This is a genomic window from Kitasatospora sp. NPDC005856, from assembly GCF_040629945.1.
GTDB lineage: Bacteria > Actinomycetota > Actinomycetes > Streptomycetales > Streptomycetaceae > Kitasatospora.
This window is the reverse complement of sequence record NZ_JBEXWT010000016.1, coordinates 95,167-113,110: the sequence shown is the minus strand read 5'-3', so window position 1 is coordinate 113,110 and position 17,944 is coordinate 95,167. Positions and strand designations below refer to the sequence as shown.

The window sequence follows — 17,944 nt, the reverse complement described above, 5'->3', positions numbered from 1 at the left end:
GGGCGGATACGGGCCACCTGCGGACCCACCCGGCCGAACGACCATCCGCGTGGCCGGACGCCCGCCCGCCCACCCGACCGGCCGGACGCCGCGCGTCAGCCGCCCGTCGGTGCCCCTGTCCCCGGCTCCGGCTCCGGCCCCGCCTCCGCTTCCCACCCCGGCTCCGGCCCCGCCTCCACCCGGCGCGTGATCGCCAGCACCGCCATGTCGTCGTCCCTGGGCCCGCCGGTCCACCGCTCGACGTCCGCGACCAGCGCGTCCAGCACCTCACCGGGCCGGGCGAAAGGCCCCAGCGGGGCCAGCCCGAGCGCCGGCTCGTAGAACTCCCCCGCCGCGTCCCGGGCCTCGGTGACCCCGTCCGTCACCAGCAGCAGCGTGCACCCGGCCGGGAACGGCCGGCTCTCCGGCACCGGACGCGCCACGCCCAGTCCGCCCATCCCCAGCGGCAGCCCCGGGTCCGCCGCGTCCAGCCGGCGCACCGGGGGCTCGACCCCGCCTTCCGGGTACGGGCTCAGCAGGTACGGGCCGGGATGCCCGCAGTCGAGCGTGCGCACGGTCTCCTCCCCCGGCGGGAACTCCACCAGCAGTGCGGTGATGAACCCCTCCAGCCGCAGTTCCTCGCTCATCCGCTCGCTCTCCCGCAGCAGCGAGTCCTCCAGCGCGTCCGCGAGCGCGGCCAGGTCCGGCAGCCGGTGGGAGTCCTCGCGGAACGCGCCCAGCAGCACCGACACCGCCCCGACCGCGTGCAGCCCCTTGCCCCGCACGTCGGCGATCAGTCCGCGCACGCCGTACGGGGTGACCTGCAGCGCGTACGCGTCCCCGCCGATCAGCGCCTCGTCCTGGGCGGCCCGGTAACAGGCCGCGACCGACAGCCGCCCCACCCGCGCGGGCGGCTCCGGCAGCACCGCCCGCTGCGCCGCCTCGGCCACCGACCGCACCCGCGCCAGCCGCCGCCCGTGCCGGGCCACCACGCGGTTCACCCCGACTCCGAGCAACGCCGCGAACACTGTGTTCCCCAGCTCCAGGAAGCCGGCCACGGTCCCGATCGTCCCGTCCTGGGTGGACAGCAGCAGGATCCCGAGGACGTTGGCCACCCCGACCGCGACGGTGTCCCGCAGCGCCAGCAGCGCGCCCGCCAGCACGGAGGCCGCCGCCAGCATCGGATCGCCCCAGTAGTCGGTCGGGTCCAGCGCGTTCCACACCAGCCCGCCGGCGGTCAGCAACCACGGCGCGACCCGCACGTACGGCGGCCACTGCACGGACCTCGGGGCCATCGGCGACCTGGCTTCCGTCTCACCACCATCCGGAAGGGCTTCTTCCGATCGTAGTCACGGCCCCCCGGAACCCGCATGACGGCCGCCCGGCCCTTCCTCGGGCTCTCCGGCCGCGCCCGTCCACCCCCGGCGCCACCCCCATCCGCTCCACGGACGGCTCGAACTCCGGATCCGGCCCTGGCCCTGCCCCTGGCCCTGCCCCTGGCCCTGGCCCTGGCTCCGCTGACGGCTCGGGCAGCGTCGCCGGGGCTGCCGGCCACGGCCGGAACGCGCTCCCGGTCGCGGCGCTCGCCGGACACGCCCTGGTGAGCACCCCGCGCGGCACCGGTCTGCGCACCGCGCTGGAGTGCGCCCTGGCCGAGGCCGGCGTTGACCCGGCGGTCGGCGTCGAGGCGGCTGCCCCACCGCAGCTGGCCGAACTCGCCGCGCACGGCCTGGGCGTGGCCGTGCTGCCGGACCCGGGCCCGCTGCCCGGTCTGCGGGTGCGCCCGCTGACCGGTCCCGTCCCCCGGGTCCGGATCGCGCTCGCCTGGCCGGCCGACCGGACCTCCTCACCGCCGACCGTCGCCCTGGTGGCCCACCTGCGGCAGGCCTACCCCGGGCCGGTCGGTGCTCAGGCTCCGGCCGGTACTCAGGCTCCGGTCGACACGCGGACTCCGGCCGGCACCGCCGCGCCGTCGGCGATGTGCAGCAGCGCGGCCGCGCCGTCGAGCACCTCCCGGTCGAGCGGGAAGTAGCCCTGCCGCGGGAGGATGTCGGTGCGGGTACGGGCATCGGCCGGCAACGCGGTGTCCGTCAACTCCCAGGCCGCACCGCGCCCCTGGAGGTGGGCCTCGTACGTCCCCGGCGCCGGCTCGGCGAGCCCGAGCGCCTCGCTGCGCCCCAGGCTCCCGGCGACGAAGGCGTAGCGCTCGCCCAACAGCGTGCCCACGATGTGGCCCGCTCCCGTCCACCGGCAGTCCAGCTCGCCCAGCGTCCAGGCGCTCGGGTTGTGCTGCAGGTGCCGGTTGTGGGCGAAGAGCAGGGTCGGTCCGCGCCGGGCCTCGATCTCGCGGATGTCGAGGAGGTTCTGCGCCATCAGCGCGTCCCGCACGCCCAGCAGGGCGCTGATCCGGGCGCTCTGGGTGCGGCCCCGGACCGCCGACTGGGCGTGGTAGCGCAGCAGCCCGATCCCGGCGGCCAGCCGGGCGCGGGCCTCGTACCACGCGGCCGGTGAGGTCGATCCGATCAGTTCCGGTGCCCGCATGTGGAGTTGGAGGAGCAGGTCGTCCGCGAGGCAGCGCAGCCGCACTGCCTCGGCGCTGTCACCCGGCGACCGGGCCGGATCCATCACCGCCTCCGTATGGCTCCAGCGCTCGTCCTCGCCCGCCACGCCGGCGACGTCCAGGTCCGACCCCAGGTAGTCGCGGGCGTGTTCGAGGTAGCCGCGCGGGCTGGGGGCGCTGGTGTTCTCGGTCGGGATGTCGAAGCCGTGGAAGGCCAGCCGCTCGGCGGGCGACCGGTCCCGGTTGAACTCCCGCATCCAGGCGACGAGTCGGCGGTTGGGAGCGAGTTCCCCGAACCCGTGCGTGAAGCCTTCCCTCAGCGCCGAGTCGAGCGTGCCGACGCCCTCCCGGACGTAGGCGTCCACGGCGAAGGCGGCCACCCGGTCGGTCTCCAGGGCGATCGACCGGAAGCCCCGGTCGACCAGCCGGGCGAACAGCTCGTTGCGGACCAGCCCGAACGCCGGCTCCTGGTGCGTCGGCTCGCCGAGGCCCAGCAGCTCGCAGGCGGGGGTGATGAGGTCATCCATGTCCTGGTTCATGGACCTCAAGCGTATCCTTGAAGGAACGGTTGAGACTTTTCCCGCTATCACCGCTCAACCGCCGCAGAAAGCCTCAAACGGCCCCGAACTCGGACAGCACGGCCGGGGTGGATCGATCGGCTTCGAACGCCCACCCGGGCCCGGAACGGGAGACGACCGGACGACCATGCGACCCGCCGACCTCGCCCGCGAGCACGGCATCTCGACCCAGGCGATCCGCAACTACGAGCGCGACGGCTGCCTCCCGCCCGCCGAACGCACGCCCACGGGGTACCGGATCTACACCGAGCTGCACGCGTCCGCCCTGCGCGCCTACCTCACCCTCGTCCCGGCGTACGGGTACGCCACCGCCGGCTCGGTCATGACCGCCGTCCATGCCGACCGGCTCGACCACGCCCTCACCGAACTCGACCGGGGCCACGCCCAGTTGCTGCGCGACCGAGAGACCCTCGCCGCCGTCCGCGAGGCCGTCGGCCACCTGACCGGCGGCGCCACCGCCGGAACCGGGCTTCCCGCACCACCCGGCCACCGCTCCGTCGGCGAGGTCGCGCACCGGCTCGGCGTCACCCCCGCGACCCTGCGGGCCTGGGAGGCCGCCGGCATCCTCACCCCGGCCCGGGACCGCGCCACCGGCCACCGCCGCTACCTCCCCGCGGACGTCCGGGACGCCGAACTCGCCCACCTGCTCCGCCGGGGCGGCTACCTGCTGAACCACATCGCCACCGTGCTGCGGCAGCTCCGCACGACGGGCGGCAGCGGTGAGCCGGCCGCCGCCCTCGACGCCTGGCAGCAGCGCCTCACCACCCGGGGCCTCTTGATGCTCACCGCCTCGGCCCGCCTCGACGACTACCTGGCACTGCGCACCGGAACGCCCCGACCGGTTTGACCTCAAGGCCACCCGAGGGCCCAGGGTGATCCGCGCGGACACCGAAGCAGCAACCGTCACCCCGCCGGAAGGCCGGTCGACACGCGACCCTCCAAAAACAGGACAGCCGGTTTGTCAATACAAAACCGAACGCGCCGTTTTCTTCCTCCCCCGAGCAATCCCCGCTGGGCGGAACGCCGGACTGCCGGTCCATCTCGAACCGCTTCGCCCGAGGCCCACCAGCGCCGCCCCGGAACACCCCGGAACGCCCCGACTCAGGCGGACCCGATCCCGGCCGCCTCCTCCGCACCCCGCCCGGCCGTCTCGTCGGCGACGGGCTCCGCCGCCCGGGACGCCGCCAGCTCCGCGACCACCCGGGCTCCCCGGTCCACCGCGAGGTCGAGCGTGGCCAGCACCCCGGGCACCGCGACACTGGGCATCACATGCTGGTACAGCGAGGCGATCCGGCGCTCCAGGTCCGCCCGGCCGGACATCTTCTGGGACTGGATCTGCACCCCGGTCCAGGCCCCGGTGACCAGCCAGGCCGTCTCGGCGGGCACCACCTGGGGCAGCAGTTCACCACGCCGGCCCGCCGTCTCCAGCACGCTCTCGGCCCGCTGGATCCAGCCGGGCGCCGCACCGCCACTGAAGTCGCCGAACACGTCCTGGCCGAGGGAGAGCCGCGCGCCGGCGCTCAGCACCGGGTCGCGTGGCATGAGATGGGCGACCACCATCCCGAGGTCCACGAACTCCTGGAGCTTGCAGTGCCGTTCGGGGATCTCGTCCCGGCCGAACTGCTCATCCACGACCCCCTGGGCGAGCTCCCGCTTCGACGCGAAGTGGAAGTACACCGCACCGCGGGTCACCCCGGCGCGGGCCACGACCTCGCCGATCGTCGCCCCCTCGTACCCGTGCTCGTCGAAGACCGACGCCGCCGCCTCCAGGATCAGTCGACGCGTCCGGACCGCCCGCTCCTGCCGCACCACCGCAACCACCCACCCGAAAGGCTCGGCAAACAAAACCAAACACCCCGTATCTTACCCGTCGAGCTCGGCGCGGAGCCTTGCTTCCCAGGCCGCCTGGGCCGTCCTCGAGCGGACCAAAACCGCGTAGACGGTACGGGACGGGCAGATGGCCGACATCTCGCACCGGCCCTCACGACCGGAGCAAAAACTCCCACTTGCCATCGGGCGGACGACGAAGGAGCAGTGAATCATAATGAACCTGTCAACCTATCCGTCCGACATCACCGCAGGTCAACAACGCCCACTCGACAAACCTGATCCCCGGACGACAATCGACATGCACCCACGGTGCCCGACCGAACACGCTCGGCCGCCGACGAACCTTCGCTCTGGCTTCTTGAAAACCAAACCGGTAGGTACGTATCTTACGAGCCCTGAGCAGCCCACCCCGCCCGTCACGGCCTTTCGGAGCGCTCCCTATGACTCTGCTTACCTACCCCACTCTCACCTCCACCCTCGCCACCGCCACCGGCACCGGCACCGGCACCGGCACAGACTCGCGGACGATCCCCGGCCCGACCGCTGCAGCCCCGGCACCTCGCCTGACCAGCACCGTCGCCAAGGAGTACGTCCACCGCGCCTGCCACGCCGAGGTCTTCATCACCGGCAGCCAACAGCTGACCACCACCGTCTTCGCCGTCACCGCGCAATGGCCGCGGGCCCACACCTTCTTCACTACGCCGGACGGCACCCGGCACGACCCGATACAAGCTGCTGAAACGATCCGCCAAGCCGGCCTCTACCTCGCCCACACCCGGTTCGGCGTACCGCTCGACCACAAGTTCATGATGTGGAACCTCGACTACACCACCCGGCCGCACCGACTGCTGATCGGCACGACGCCCACCGACCTCACCCTGGAGGTCCAGCTCCTCGCCCAGCCGCGCCGTTCCGGCACCACGGTCGACTTCACGCTGGAGACCGTCATCCAGCGGGGCACCCAGCGTGCCGCCACCGGGTACGCCCGCTTCACCACCGTCCCGGACTCCGCCTACCGGCGGCTGCGCCGGGGCCGCCACGACGCCGAGCACCCGCCGGCACCGATCATGACCGCCGCTCCGCTCCCGCCGGCCCGGGTCGGCCGGCTCCGCCCGTGCGACGTCGTCCTGACCCCGACCGACACCCCCGGCAGCTGGCTCCTCACGCCCGACTTCCGGCACCCGATCCTTTTCGACCACACCAACGACCACATCCCCGGCATGGTGCTGTTGGAGGCCGCCCGGCAGGCCGCCAACGCGCTGAGCAGCCCGGTCACCGTCACCCCGACCGCCGCGGCCACCACCTTCCACCGGTACGCCGAGCACGACACACCCACCACCATCACCGCCCGGTACACCCCCGGCGAGGACCCGGACGCCCTCACCACCACCGTGACCGGTCATCAGCACGGCGAACCGATCTTCACCACCGTGCTCACCGGCCACCCGGACCACCGCTGACCCGACGACCGTCGGCGCACCGACCTCACCACCCGAACGGCCCACCGGACCCTCCCCTGGGCTCTGGAAGATCGTCGCAACAGCCCGGTTCAAGGGGAGCGATGGACTTCGAGATCCGGGACCGGTCCGTGAACCGGGGCTGCCGGGCGCTGACAGAGGAACGGCGTGCTGACGCTCAGCTCATGCAGCAGGGCACGGGCAACGAGGAAGCGTGTCGGATCGTCGGGATCAACGATCGGACGGGGCGGCGGTGGGGTCACGGCCGCGCCCCGTCCGGCACTGATGCGGGCGGGGCACCGCCGATCACGGCTCCCGCGCCCGGGCCGCCTTCCGGCCCTGCGCGCCACCTTCACGAAGACGAGCGGATCCACATCGCCGACCGGCTCCGCGAGAAGGCCACCGTGCGGGGCATCACCGCCGAGCCGGGCCGAAGCCCGTCCACGATCAGCCGGGAGATCCGCCGAAACCGGCACCCGGGCAACGGCCCCTATCGGCCACACACCGTCCGGGCCCGCGCGGATGCCTGTCGGCCGCGCCCGAAGCCCGGCACGATCGGCCTCTGCCCGGAGCTGCGGGACTTCGTCCAGGACCGCCTGGACCGCAGGTGGAGCCCGGAACAGTTCTGCCACGCTCTGCGAGACAGCTTTCCCGAGCGGCCGCAGACGCACGTGGTCCACGAGACGGTCCCCGAGGCTCTCTACCTGCAAGGCCGGGGCGAGTTGCGCCGCGAGCCGGTGGGCGCTCTGCGCACCGGGCCCGCCCGCCGCGTCTCCCACCGGCGGGCCGCCGCGCGCCGGCCCGGGTTCGCCCATCCGACGGCCCGCGCCGCCACACCACCGTGAAGGTCATCCCGCACCCACCTCTCCCCGTAGCCCGGCGAACAGGTCGGTCTCTATCCCGCCGTCCCCTGACGCCGCACCCGCCGCCGACACCAGGCTCCGGGCCAGGTGGTAGTCCTCGGTCGGCCAGACCTCGCGCTCGATGTCCCGAGGGTGGGCCATGAAGGCCACACCCGGCTGGACCTGGGTGGCGTGCGCCAGCATCGCCGCGTCCCGTACGGGGAACTGCTCGGCACAGGCCACCCGGGTGGTGGTGGCCAGGGCCGGCGGGGTGTCGGGCCAGCCGGCGAGCAGCTCGCCCATCTCCGAGGGGACTCCCCGTTCCGTCATGGCCTCGTGCATGGCGTGGAACCAGGCCCGGGAGAGCGCCAGGTGGTAGTAGAGCTTGGACACCTGCCAGGCCTCGCCCAGCCCGGGGTGGCGCTCCGGGTCGGCGGCGGCCTCGACGGCCGCCACCGTGACCTGGTGGGTCATCACGTGGTCCGGGTGCGGGTAGCCGCCGGTCTCGTCGTAGGTGATCACCACCTGCGGGCGGAACTCCCGGATCAGCGCGACCAGCGGCGCCGCCGCGCTCTCCACCGGCTCGGCGGCGAAGCAGCCCTCCGGGAGCCGTTCGTCCGGCCCAGGCATCCCGGAGTCGACGAAGCCGAGGAACCGCTGGCGCACACCGAGGATCTCCCGGGCGGCCGCCATCTCCTCGCGCCGGACGCGGGCGATGTCGGCCCGGACCTCGGGCCGGTCCATGGCCGGGTTGAGCACCGAGCCGCGCTCGCCGCCGGTGCAGGTGGCGACCAGGACGTCCACGCCCTCGGCCGCGTACCGGGCGAGGGTGGCCGCTCCCTTGCTGGACTCGTCGTCGGGGTGCGCGTGGACGCTGAGCAGGCGAAGGCCTTCGGGGTGACGGGTGGACACGGGTACCTCCAGGTCCTTGGGTGATGGGGAGGACTGAGCGGTGATCAACCGGACCGGCGGGTGTTCGGGTAGAGCAGCGCCGGAGCGATGGCGAGCGCCGACAGGGCCAGCACCCACCAGAAGGTCTCGCCGAAGGCCGCGCCCGGCTGGCCCGGGTGCCTGCCCTGCGCCTGCTGGAGCGCCAGCGTCAGCACCGCCGTGCCGAGCGCCCCGCCCACCCGGTTCAGTACGTTGACGGCACCCGCCGCCGTCGGCACCTGGTCCTTCTCGACGCTCCCGTACACCGCTGCCAGCCCGGGGATCGCGATGATCCCCATGCCCGCGCCGCGCAGTGCCAGCGAGCCGGCGATCAGCCAGCCGGCCGGCTCGGAGCCGCTGCCCAGCTGGGTGAACGCGACCGTGCCGACCAGGGAGCAGGCGATGCCGATCAGGACCAGCGGACGCGGCGCGACGCGGTCGGTCAACCGGGCGGCCACCATGGCGGTGACCGCCGTCCCGAGGGCCTGCGGAGCCAGCAGCAGACCGGCCTCCACCGCGCTGCTGTGCCGCAGCTGCTGGTAGTAGAGCGGCACCAGGAACATCGAGCTGTAGAGCGCGGCGCCCTGCAGGAAGCTGTTCGCCGTCGCCACCGTGAAGCCGCGCCGGGCGAACAGCCGCAGGTCGATCAGCGGCGTCCGGATGCCCTCACGCCCCACCCGCAGCGCGTGCCAGCCGTAGACCGCGACCAGCACCGCCCCCAGCACCAGGGCGACCCAGCCGGCCGTCGCACCCTCACCGATCGTCGAGAGCCCGTAGACCAGCCCGGTCAGGCCGGGCGAGAGCAGCGCCAGGCCGGTCACGTCCAGCCGGGGCTTCGGCGCGTCCGACGCCTCGTCAGCCGGCAGCCAGCGGGCGGCGAGCAGCAGGATCAACAGCCCGACCGGCACGTTCAGCAGGAACATCCAACGCCAGTCGAAGTGCTCCAGCACCAGCCCGCCGAGGATCGGCCCCAGAACCGGGGCCAGGCTGATCGGAAGCATCAGCGTTCCCATCACCCGACCGACCCTGGACGGCCCAGCCGCTTGTATGATGATCGCCTGGCCGAGCGGTTGAATCATCCCGCCGCCGATCCCCTGCAGCACTCGGAAGGCGATCAGACTGCCCGTCGACCAGGCCAGGCCGCACAGCGCCGACCCGAGCACGAACAGGACGACCGAGGCGAGCCACGCCCGCCGCCCCCCGAAGCGACCGGCGGCCCAACCCGAGAGCGGCATGGTCAGCGAGATCGCCAGCAGGTACCCCGTGGCCACCCACTGCACCGTCGCGATCGAGCTGTGCAGATCGCGGCCGACGGAGTCGATGCCGACGTTGACGATCGTGCTGTCCAGCAGCGCGAGCACCGGCCCCAGGGCGAGCACCCCGCCCATCTTCCACAGGCCCGGCGGGATCGCCTCCGGCTCCCCGTCCCGGACTCCTGTCGGCCGGCCCTTGCCGGTGACGGATGTGGTCATGCGCCCTCCCCTGGTCGCCCCTTGGGCGAGCGGCCCCCGGAGCCTCGTGCGGTCGTTCCGACGCTCGTCCGGCGCACTCTCGGTCGCTCACCCCGGCGGCCGCTCCGGCCGCCCGAGAAGAACTTAGGACGGACCCACCGATTGGGTCAAATCTAATTTCTGTGCTCGACCCAGCTTCGTGCGCTAGGCTCCCCGGCATGACCGATACCGGGACGACTCCGAACCTGCGCGAGCTCAACAAGCGCCGCACCCGTGAGGCGATCTCGCACGCCGCGACCAGACTCTTCATCGAGCGGGGCTTCGACCGCACGACCATCGCCGAGGTCGCGGCCGCCGCGGGCGTCGCCAAGATGACCGTCACCAACCACTTCCCGCGCAAGGAGGACCTCTTCTTCGACCTGCACGAGGAGCTCGTCCTCCGGCTCGCCGCAGCCGTCGCCGAGCGCGCGCCGGGCGAGTCCGCGCTCGCCGCACTGCGCCGCGACTGCCTCGCCGGCCTCGACCGGCACGACGCCCGGCTCGGCTTCTCCGGCCCGGCCTTCGCCCGCACCGTCTTCGACAGCCCCGCGCTCGGCGCCCGGCTGCGCGAACTGCAGGAGCAGAGCGAGACGGCACTCGCCGAGGCGCTGGCCGAGGCGGTACACGAGATACCCGTCGGCTTCGAGTGCCGGGTCGCCGCCGCGCTGCTCGCCGCCGTCGACCGGGCGGTGTTCGCCGAAGTGTTCCGCCGCACCCTGGCCGGCGAGGAGCAGGCGGCGATCGCCGCCGCGGTCCGCCCGTCCGCGGTCCAGGCCTACGACCGCCTGGAGGGCGCCCTCGGGAACTTCGCCGCACTGGAAGCCTGAGACTCCCGAGCACCGCACCGGGCCGCGGCTCTGCCCCCGCTGCTCCCAGACCGGACCTGGCCAGGCCAGGGCACGCTTGACGAAAGGTTGACCTGCTCACGGCAGAAGGTTGACGATCATCGCCTCTATGGTCGGCCCATGCCCTCACAGCCCATCAGGCCCACCGTGCTGCCGGTCCTGCCCTACCGCAAGCCCACCCGCGGAAGGGACTACTGGGTCCTGGACAACGTGCTGCCGGACCCGGACGCCGTCCGGGAGCGCTGCCTGGCCCGGGGGGACTGGACCGAGGGCTACCCGCACCGCCCCGAGACCTGGCCCGGACTGCGCACCATGCCGGGTCTGGAACCCTCGGAACTGGCCCGGGTCGAGTCGCTGGTCCGCAAGGCCACCGGCGCCTCCCGGCTCTGGGTGCAGAGCACCCCGGGCGGTGGCACGCTCAACCACAACTGCGTCCAGGTCGTCGGCGCCGGAGAGTCGGAGTCCCGCCCGCACACCGACTCCCGCGCGCTCTGCCGCTACGCCGCCGTGCTCTACCTCAGCCCCGGCGCCCCCAAGGACGCCGGCACCAGCTTCTACCGCCAGCAGTTCCCCGGCGGCCGCCTCGGCGGCAACCTGGTCAACGCCCCGCACAACAACCTGGTCGAGGCACTCGGCACCCGCCACGTGCCGGCCGACCACTTCACCGAGGACGTCCGCGTCCCCAACCGCTACAACCAGCTGCTCCTCTACCACGCCAACCTGATCCACAGCGCCACCGGCTACTACGGCACCGACCTGGCCGAGCGGCGGATGACGGCCGTCTTCTTCTGGATGGCCTGACCCGGCGGACGGCCCGACCGGACAGGCGCCCTCCGGAGCGTCCGGCGCTCACCCGACCCCCACGTGCGCCAGGCTCGCCCTGATCAGCGCCGCCGCCAACCCGTCCGGGTCCCCCGGCCGGACCGGCACCGCCAGTCCCTCCGGTTCGCCAAGCAGTCCGGTTCGCCAGGCAGTCCGATCGTCCGGACCCCGCGGGAGGTGTGGCCGAACCGGTCCGGCAGTCCGGCAACGGCCGGTTCCACGGCCATCACCTCCATCCCTCCCCGGTTGCCCCGATTCGGATGCCCCTCACCCGGGGAAGCTCGCCGCATGAGCGAGCGAAGCACGGGGGTCTCCCCGTCCGAAGGTTGGGGGAGAGTCGTGGAGGGGTGCGCGCGGGCGAAAGCCCCCGCCGAGCAAGGTGTGCACATCAGCGAGCGAAGCGAGGCGGGCGCATGAGTCGTGACGCCGTGCCCACGACCGAGACCGTCCGCCCCGACTGGGCCGCGATCGACCAGCTGCCCACGGTCGAGCTGCTGCGCCTGATGAACGCCGAGGACCGCACGGTTCCCGCCGCCGTCGCCGGGGAACTGGAGCGGATCGCCGCCGTGGTCGATGCGGTGGCCGCCAGAATGGCGCGTGGTGGTCGGCTGGTCTACGCCGGGGCGGGGACGGCCGGGCGACTCGGTGTGCTGGACGCCGTCGAGTGCCCGCCGACCTTCGGCACCGATCCGGCGCTGGTCGTCGGCCTGATCGCGGGCGGGCGCTCGGCCGTCACCGCCGCGGCCGAGGGCTCCGAGGACCGCACCGACCTCGCCGAGGCCGACGTGGCCGCCCTCGCCCTCACCCCCGCCGACACCCTGGTGGGCGTCTCCGCGTCCGGACGTACCCCGTACCCGCTGGCCGCCGTCCGCGTCGCGCGGGCGGCCGGGGCGCTGACGGTCGGACTGGCGTGCAACCGTGGCTCGGCGCTCGCGGCCGCGGCCGAGCTGGGCATCGAGGTGGAGGTCGGCCCGGAGGTGCTGGCCGGATCGACCCGGCTCAAGGCGGGCACGGCGCAGAAGCTGGTGCTGAACCTGCTCTCCACGGCCGTGATGGTCCGGCTCGGCCGGACGTACGGAAATCTGATGGTCGATCTCCGCGCCACCAACGACAAGCTGCGCGACCGCGCCCGACGGATCGTCGCCGAGGCGACCGGCGCCGACGAGGGCGCGGTCGACCGCGCCCTGACCGTGACCGGCGGCCGGGTCAAGGACGCGATCCTCTCCCTGCTCGCGGACGTGGACGCCCCCACCGCCGCCCGCCTGCTCACGGCCTCGGACGGGCGGCTGCGCGAAGCCCTCCGCCTCGCCCGGGCGTAGCAGCCCCCGCCTCACCTCCGCCCTAGCAGCCCCGCCTCGTCCAGCCACGCCAGGGCCTCCCGCTCACCCCACCCGCACGTCCGCCGCCGCGACGACCTCGCCGAGGCGCGGGAAGTCCAGCTCCACCGACGCCCGGTGCTCCTCCGCCGAGAGCGCGGCCATCGCGTCCTCGACGAACACCAGCCGGTATCCGTGGTCGCCGGCGGCCCGGGCGCTCGACTCCACGCCGAGGTTGGTCGCGATCCCGGCGAACACCACGGTCTCCACGCCCCGCGCCCGGAGCAGCTCGTCCAGGCCGGTGCCCTGGAAGGCCCCGATGGTGCGCTTCACCACGACCTCGTCGGCCGCCGCCGCGACCTCCGCGAGCAGCTCGCTCCCGGGCGGCTGCTCGGTGACGTTCGGACGCTCGACCCGCACCGCGACGACGAGCGCGCCCGCCGACCGGAACTCCCGGGCCAGCTCCAGCGAGGCCTTCACCACCTCCGAACCGGTGCGCGGCGCGAGCGGGTTGGCGACGATCCGGTCCATCAGGTCGATCAGGACCAGGGCCGTGCTGCGGGCTTCGAGGGTGGTCATGGGGTCACGCTAGCCCATCGGACGACTGCTCCCCCGAAGCCCGGCCCCCCTGCGAATCCCGGCCCGACGCCGACGCCCGACCCGTCCCCGACGCCCGGCCCGCCTTCGAATCCCGGCCCGACGCCGGAGCGCCCTCCGCCGCCTCCCGCGTGATCTCCGCCCGGAACCCCTCGATCAGCACCCGCAGCCCGTACTCGAAGTCGGCGTCGTGGTCGGTCATCCGCAGCACGTCGACCGCTTCGCGCAGCAACGGCAGTTCGCGCAGGGACTCGTCCGGGAACGGCGGCCGTTCGCGGTCCTCGGCGTCCTGTCGCCAGGCCTGCTCCTCGGTGACCCAGCCCATGATGTACCGGTCGACGGTCAACAGCAGTCGCAGCGCCGTTCGCGGCTTCAGCCCTGCCCCGCAGAGGGCGCTCAACTGGGCCTCGACTGCCGGAAGTTCGTCCTCGGTGGGCAGGGTTCCGGCGTGCACCCGGGCGCCGTCGCGGTACGCGAGCAGGGCGTTGCGCTTGGCGCGGGCGTCGGTGGCGATCCACTCGGGCCAGTGCGCCGGGTCCGGCTCACGGTCGGGCGGGAGGGCTTCGGCGAGCATCGCCTCGGCCATCAGGTCGAGCAGCTCCCGCTTGCTCTTGAAGTGCCAGTACAACGCCGGTGACTGGACGCCGAGTTCACGGGCGAGCCGACGGGTGGTCAGTCCGTCGATGCCCTCCTCGTTGAGCAGGCGCAATGCCGTGCGCACCACCTCGTCGCGTTGCAGCGCCATCCGATCAACCTCCTGGGATACCGGCAGTCGTCGGCGACTGCCGGCGGTTATCCGCTTGCCAGGCCACCTTATCGCCGATAAGTTCCCGAGCTGGAATTTATCAGCGATAAGGACAGCCGTCACGACACCGACGGCCACGAAGGGATCCCACCCCTCATGACCTCCGGACCGCACGCACCCTCCGCGCCGAACACCGCCCCCACACCGAGCACGACCTCCGGAGCGCGCCGCTCCTGGTCCCGGCTGCTGCCGAACACCGCGCCCTGGAGGTCCTCCCGGGACTTCCGGCTGACCTGGACCTCCGGCACGGTCACCCTGCTCGGCTCGATCTTCACCATGACGGCGATCCCGCTCCAGATCGCCGACCTCACCGGCTCGCCGCTGGCCGTGGGCGCGGTCGGCGCCGCCGAACTCGTGCCCACCGTCCTGTTCGGCCTCTACGGCGGCGTCCTCGCCGACCGTGCCGACCGCCGCACCGTCGCCCTGGTCACCGAGGTCGCGCTGGCCGCGCTCAGCGCTCTGCTGCTGGCCAATGCACTGCTCGGCACCCCCGCCGTCTGGCCGCTCTACCTCACCGCCGGGGTGGCGGCGGCGCTGCAGGGCATCCAGCAGCCTTCGGTCGAGGCGATGATCCCCCGGCTGGTGCCCCAGGACCAGCTGGTGGCAGCGGGTGCCCTGCTCTCGCTGCGCTGGAGCATCGGCGGCGTGGCGGCCCCGGCGGCGGCCGGCCTGCTGATCGCGACCGCCGGCGTCCCGGCGGCGTACCTGGTGGACCTGGGCACCTTCCTGCTCTCGATCGCCCTGCTCGCCCGGGTCCGGCCGGTCCCCTCGGAGCGGGACGCCGAGGCACCGCAGCTCACCGAGTTCCTCGACGGCGCCCGGTACGCGGCCCGGCGGCCCGACCTGGTCGGCACCTATCTGGCCGATCTCGCGGCCACCGTCTTCGCCCTGCCCACCGCGCTCTTCCCTTTCCTGGCCGCGGAGTTGGACGCCACCTGGGCGCTCGGCCTGCTCTACTCGGCCGGCGCGGTCGGCAGCCTGACCGCCGCCGCGACCGGCGGGTGGGCGGAGCGGGTCCACCGGCACGGCCGACTGGTCCTGCTCTCCGCCGCCCTGGTCGGCGCGGCGACGGCGGCGGCCGCGTTCGCCCCGGGCCTGTGGGCCGTCCTGCTCTGCCTGACCGTCGCGGGCGGCGCCCACTGGATCGGCGACACCTTCCGCAGCGCCATCTGGAACCAGTCCATTCCGGACGAACTCCGGGGCCGCGCGGCCGGGTTGGAGATGCTGATCGGCTCCGCCGGGCCGGCCCTGGGCGACCTGCGGGCCGGCGGGCTCGCCGCCCGCCAGGGCATCCGGGCGGCCCTGCGCACCGGCGGCCTGCTCTGCCTCGGCAGCTCGGCCGTCCTGTCCGCCGCGGTCCCGGCGCTCTGGCGCTACGACCAGCGGGCGCACCGCACCGAGCCGGCCACGGCGGAGCCCACCCCGTGACGCGCCCCACGCCCCAGCCGCACCGGCAACCGCACCGGCCTCACCCCAGGGACCACCGCTCAGTCCAGGACGAGCGCCACCGCGTGCCGCTCGATCAGCTCCCCCAGCTGCCGGACGTCCTCGACGCCGCGCTTGGGCAGCATGGTCACCACCCCCGTGTCCTCACTGCCGGCCATCAGCAGGAACAGACCGGGCGTCTCCAGGTAGTACCGCTGCTCCGGCCAGCCGAGCTCGGTGACCGAGGCCGCGGTGTCGACGACCACCCCGTAGTCGTCCAGCAGGACCCTGAACTCGCCCTTGTCCGCCGCCACCCGCGCCACCCGCCGCACCCGCGGCCGGAGCGACACGAACACCGTCAGCAGCGCGAACAGCACCAGCGGCACGGCCGGCAGCAGCGCCATCCCGCCGACGACGGCGAGCAGCCCGGCAGCCACCGTCGCACCGGCGGCCACCATGTACCTGGCGCGCCACGCCCGGCGCCCGGCCGCCGTGCGCCGGCCCCACGCCGCGAACGCCTCCCGGAAGTCGGCGGCCGTCGGCGTATAGCGGACCTCGACCCACGTCACCGCTCGCTCATCCGCACTCATGTCCTCGCCCTCCGGCCCCCGGTACGCACGACTCCCGACGCACGATTCCGACACACAACTCCCGGCGGACCACTCCCGGCGCCCGCCTCGCCGGATCGTAGCAAAGACCGTACGTACCCGATTCGATCGCTCCTACGGAACCCGTGCCCGCCCCGGCCGCGCCCGACCCGGTGCCCGGCGACACCATCAACAGCGTCAGGAACCTGTTCCCCCACCGCCTGCCGCCGTTCCGCCGCCCGGCCCGACCGACCCACCTCGTCCCCGGCGCAGCGGCTCCCATGAGACCCCGGCCGGAACCCGGCGCGGGCCTCCTCGGACCGTCACACCGTGAGCGCCCGTGCCGAGGCCCGGATCGGCGCCGGAAGCTCCGTCCACCCCCGCAGGTAGCGGTCCACCGCCGCGGCCACCGCCCGCCCCTCGGCGATCGCCCAGACGATCAGCGACTGCCCTCGCCCGGCGTCCCCCGCGACGAACACGCCCTCCGCCTCCGTGGCGAAGCCGTCGTCCCTGGCCAGGGTGCCCTCCGGCCCGGTGGTGAGGCCGAGTTGGGCGAACAGCCGCCGGTCCGGCTCCGGCCCGGTGAAGCCCAGCGCGAGCAGCGCCAGCTGCGCGGGCAGGGGCCGCTCGGTGCCGGTCCGCGGGCTGCGGTCGGCCGGCTCGGCTTCGGCGAAACGGACGGCGGCCAACCGGCCGTCCGGGCCGGCCTCGAAGCCCACGGTGGTCGCCGCGAACACCCTGGGCCCGGCCTCCGCGGCGCCGGACTCCTCGTGCGAGGTGGTCTCCCGGTACACCTTGGGGTGCACCGGCCAGGGCTGTCCGGAGGCCCGGCCCTGCGGCGGACGCGGGTTGATGTCCAGTTGGGTGACCGAGGCGGCGCGCTGGCGCAGAGCCGTTCCCAGGCAGTCCGCCGCCGTGTCCCCACCGCCGACGATCACCACGTCCCGCCCCTCGGCGGACACCGGCGGGACCGGGCAGTCGCCCTCGTCCACCCGGTTCGCCCAGGTCAGGTACTCGATCGCCTGGTGCACCCCGGGCCGGTCCCGCCCCGGCACCGCCAGCTCCCGGCAGGCGCCCGCGCCGACCGCGACCACGACCGCGTCGTACTCCGCCCGCAGTTCCTCGCCCGGGACGTCCCGGCCGACCCGTACACCGGTGCGGAAGGTGGTGCCCTCGGCCCGCAGCTGGTCCAGTCGTCGCTCCAGCCGGTGCTTCTCCAGCCGGAAGGGCGGGATGCCGTACCGCAGCAACCCGCCCGCGCGGTCGGCCCGCTCGTACACCGTGACGGCGTGCCCGGCCCTGGTCAGCTGCTGGGCGGCGGCCAGCCCGGCCGGGCCCGAGCCGATCACCGCGACCCGCCGCCCCCCGGCCCGCTCGGGGCGGTCGGGCGGACGGGGTCCGTCCCAGCCCTCCTCCCAGGCCCGGTCGGCGATCGCCAGCTCCACGTTCTTGATCGTCACCGCGGCGCCGTCGATCGCCAGCACGCAGGCGCTCTCGCAGGGAGCCGGGCAGAGCCGCCCGGTGAACTCCGGGAAGTTGTTGGTCGCCAGCAGTCGCGCCGCGGCCGCCCGCCAGTCCGAACCCCCACCCGCGCCCGCCCCAGCGACCGCCCCCGGCTCCCCATCCCCACCGGCCTCCGACCGCGCCACCAGCCGGTTCCAGTCCGGCACCAGGTTCCCCAGGGGACAGGCGTGGTGGCAGAACGGCAGCCCGCAGTCCATGCACCGCCCCGCCTGCCCGCCCACCAGCGGCAACAGCTCGCCCGGCCGGTACACCTCCTGCCAGTCCCCCAGCCGCTCCCGCGCGTCCCGCCGCGCCCGCTCCGCGCGCGGGGTGGTGAAGAAGGCCATCCGGTCTGCCATCGCGGCCTCCGGCAGGGCG

General features: G+C 74.0%; 17 protein-coding genes. 8 read left to right on the top strand and 9 right to left on the bottom strand.

Going from position 1 to position 17,944, the window contains the following annotated elements; translation table 11 throughout:
* Nucleotides 1-95 precede the first annotated feature (95 nt).
* Nucleotides 96-1,274, bottom strand: coding sequence for a PP2C family protein-serine/threonine phosphatase (locus tag ABZ449_RS13185; protein WP_360344848.1), 1,179 nt, complete (start codon nt 1,272-1,274; stop codon nt 96-98).
* Nucleotides 1,275-1,321: 47 nt separating this feature from the next.
* Here ABZ449_RS13185 and ABZ449_RS13180 point away from each other — a divergent pair, with 47 nt between their 5' ends.
* Nucleotides 1,322-2,011 carry a LysR family transcriptional regulator substrate-binding protein gene (locus ABZ449_RS13180; RefSeq protein WP_360344877.1) on the top strand — a complete coding sequence of 230 codons (690 nt, stop codon included), beginning with the start codon at nt 1,322-1,324 and terminating at the stop codon, nt 2,009-2,011.
* On the opposite strand, the gene ABZ449_RS13175 is transcribed toward ABZ449_RS13180, so the two are convergent.
* Nucleotides 1,906-3,078 carry an erythromycin esterase family protein gene (locus tag ABZ449_RS13175; RefSeq protein WP_360344846.1) on the bottom strand — a complete coding sequence of 391 codons (1,173 nt, stop codon included), beginning with the start codon at nt 3,076-3,078 and terminating at the stop codon, nt 1,906-1,908. The genes ABZ449_RS13180 and ABZ449_RS13175 overlap by 106 nt on opposite strands.
* A 166-nt stretch (nt 3,079-3,244) precedes the next feature.
* On the opposite strand from ABZ449_RS13175, the gene ABZ449_RS13170 reads away from it, so the two are divergent.
* The gene (locus ABZ449_RS13170) at nt 3,245-3,964 is read left to right on the top strand and encodes a TioE family transcriptional regulator (RefSeq protein ID WP_360344844.1); all 720 of its coding nucleotides are present in this window, start codon (nt 3,245-3,247) and stop codon (nt 3,962-3,964) included.
* Between the two features lie 254 nt (nt 3,965-4,218).
* On the opposite strand, the gene ABZ449_RS13165 is transcribed toward ABZ449_RS13170, so the two are convergent.
* Entirely contained in the window at nt 4,219-4,938 is a 720-nt protein-coding gene (locus ABZ449_RS13165) for a ScbR family autoregulator-binding transcription factor (RefSeq protein WP_360344842.1), read from the bottom strand.
* 449 nt (nt 4,939-5,387) lie between these two features.
* On the opposite strand from ABZ449_RS13165, the gene ABZ449_RS13160 reads away from it, so the two are divergent.
* The gene (locus ABZ449_RS13160; protein ID WP_360344840.1) at nt 5,388-6,407 is read left to right on the top strand and encodes a ScbA/BarX family gamma-butyrolactone biosynthesis protein; all 1,020 of its coding nucleotides are present in this window, start codon (nt 5,388-5,390) and stop codon (nt 6,405-6,407) included.
* 101 nt (nt 6,408-6,508) lie between these two features.
* The gene (locus ABZ449_RS13155; protein ID WP_360344838.1) at nt 6,509-7,249 is read left to right on the top strand and encodes a helix-turn-helix domain-containing protein; all 741 of its coding nucleotides are present in this window, start codon (nt 6,509-6,511) and stop codon (nt 7,247-7,249) included.
* 3 nt (nt 7,250-7,252) lie between these two features.
* On the opposite strand, the gene mca is transcribed toward ABZ449_RS13155, so the two are convergent.
* Together mca and ABZ449_RS13145 are read right to left on the bottom strand one after the other, a co-directional pair.
* The gene (gene mca / locus ABZ449_RS13150; protein ID WP_360344836.1) at nt 7,253-8,158 is read right to left on the bottom strand and encodes a mycothiol conjugate amidase Mca; all 906 of its coding nucleotides are present in this window, start codon (nt 8,156-8,158) and stop codon (nt 7,253-7,255) included.
* A gap of 44 nt (nt 8,159-8,202) precedes the next feature.
* A complete protein-coding gene (locus ABZ449_RS13145) occupies nt 8,203-9,648 on the bottom strand; it encodes an MDR family MFS transporter (RefSeq protein WP_360344834.1) in 1,446 nt (481 codons plus the stop codon).
* Between the two features lie 197 nt (nt 9,649-9,845).
* Here ABZ449_RS13145 and ABZ449_RS13140 point away from each other — a divergent pair, with 197 nt between their 5' ends.
* The 3 genes from ABZ449_RS13140 to murQ all read left to right on the top strand — a co-directional run bounded on the left by ABZ449_RS13140 (nt 9,846) and on the right by murQ (nt 12,652).
* Nucleotides 9,846-10,493, top strand: a complete 648-nt coding sequence (locus ABZ449_RS13140) for a TetR/AcrR family transcriptional regulator (RefSeq protein WP_360344832.1) — start codon at nt 9,846-9,848, stop codon at nt 10,491-10,493.
* Between the two features lie 138 nt (nt 10,494-10,631).
* A complete protein-coding gene (locus tag ABZ449_RS13135) occupies nt 10,632-11,312 on the top strand; it encodes a DUF6445 family protein (RefSeq protein WP_360344830.1) in 681 nt (226 codons plus the stop codon).
* A gap of 434 nt (nt 11,313-11,746) precedes the next feature.
* Nucleotides 11,747-12,652 carry an N-acetylmuramic acid 6-phosphate etherase gene (gene murQ, locus ABZ449_RS13130; RefSeq protein WP_360344828.1) on the top strand — a complete coding sequence of 302 codons (906 nt, stop codon included), beginning with the start codon at nt 11,747-11,749 and terminating at the stop codon, nt 12,650-12,652.
* Nucleotides 12,653-12,715: 63 nt separating this feature from the next.
* Here murQ and ABZ449_RS13125 read toward each other — a convergent pair whose 3' ends face one another.
* Together ABZ449_RS13125 and ABZ449_RS13120 are read right to left on the bottom strand one after the other, a co-directional pair.
* Nucleotides 12,716-13,228 carry an isochorismatase family protein gene (locus tag ABZ449_RS13125; protein WP_360344826.1) on the bottom strand — a complete coding sequence of 171 codons (513 nt, stop codon included), beginning with the start codon at nt 13,226-13,228 and terminating at the stop codon, nt 12,716-12,718.
* Nucleotides 13,229-13,232: 4 nt separating this feature from the next.
* Entirely contained in the window at nt 13,233-13,991 is a 759-nt protein-coding gene (locus tag ABZ449_RS13120; RefSeq protein WP_360344824.1) for a TetR/AcrR family transcriptional regulator C-terminal domain-containing protein, read from the bottom strand.
* 156 nt (nt 13,992-14,147) lie between these two features.
* Here ABZ449_RS13120 and ABZ449_RS13115 point away from each other — a divergent pair, with 156 nt between their 5' ends.
* A complete protein-coding gene (locus ABZ449_RS13115; protein WP_360344822.1) occupies nt 14,148-15,479 on the top strand; it encodes an MFS transporter in 1,332 nt (443 codons plus the stop codon).
* 59 nt (nt 15,480-15,538) lie between these two features.
* On the opposite strand, the gene ABZ449_RS13110 is transcribed toward ABZ449_RS13115, so the two are convergent.
* Together ABZ449_RS13110 and ABZ449_RS13105 are read right to left on the bottom strand one after the other, a co-directional pair.
* Nucleotides 15,539-16,045: a YcxB family protein gene (locus ABZ449_RS13110; protein ID WP_360344820.1), complete on the bottom strand. Its 507-nt coding sequence runs from the start codon at nt 16,043-16,045 to the stop codon at nt 15,539-15,541.
* A 341-nt stretch (nt 16,046-16,386) separates the two neighbouring features.
* On the bottom strand, nt 16,387-17,925 hold the full coding sequence (locus ABZ449_RS13105) for a glutamate synthase subunit beta (RefSeq protein WP_360344818.1): 1,539 nt from the start codon (nt 17,923-17,925) through the stop codon (nt 16,387-16,389).
* Nucleotides 17,926-17,944 lie beyond the last annotated feature (19 nt).

Coding starts and splice junctions, on each gene's coding strand:
- ABZ449_RS13185 (WP_360344848.1), bottom strand. CDS start 1,274: ATGGCCCCGAGGTCCGTGCAGTGGCCGCCGTACGTGCGGGTCGCGCCG.
- ABZ449_RS13175 (WP_360344846.1), bottom strand. CDS start 3,078: ATGAACCAGGACATGGATGACCTCATCACCCCCGCCTGCGAGCTGCTG.
- ABZ449_RS13170 (WP_360344844.1), top strand. CDS start 3,245: ATGCGACCCGCCGACCTCGCCCGCGAGCACGGCATCTCGACCCAGGCG.
- ABZ449_RS13160 (WP_360344840.1), top strand. CDS start 5,388: ATGACTCTGCTTACCTACCCCACTCTCACCTCCACCCTCGCCACCGCC.
- ABZ449_RS13155 (WP_360344838.1), top strand. CDS start 6,509: ATGGACTTCGAGATCCGGGACCGGTCCGTGAACCGGGGCTGCCGGGCG.
- ABZ449_RS13145 (WP_360344834.1), bottom strand. CDS start 9,648: ATGACCACATCCGTCACCGGCAAGGGCCGGCCGACAGGAGTCCGGGAC.
- ABZ449_RS13140 (WP_360344832.1), top strand. CDS start 9,846: ATGACCGATACCGGGACGACTCCGAACCTGCGCGAGCTCAACAAGCGC.
- ABZ449_RS13135 (WP_360344830.1), top strand. CDS start 10,632: ATGCCCTCACAGCCCATCAGGCCCACCGTGCTGCCGGTCCTGCCCTAC.
- murQ (WP_360344828.1), top strand. CDS start 11,747: ATGAGTCGTGACGCCGTGCCCACGACCGAGACCGTCCGCCCCGACTGG.
- ABZ449_RS13125 (WP_360344826.1), bottom strand. CDS start 13,228: ATGACCACCCTCGAAGCCCGCAGCACGGCCCTGGTCCTGATCGACCTG.
- ABZ449_RS13120 (WP_360344824.1), bottom strand. CDS start 13,991: ATGGCGCTGCAACGCGACGAGGTGGTGCGCACGGCATTGCGCCTGCTC.
- ABZ449_RS13115 (WP_360344822.1), top strand. CDS start 14,148: ATGACCTCCGGACCGCACGCACCCTCCGCGCCGAACACCGCCCCCACA.
- ABZ449_RS13105 (WP_360344818.1), bottom strand. CDS start 17,925: ATGGCAGACCGGATGGCCTTCTTCACCACCCCGCGCGCGGAGCGGGCG.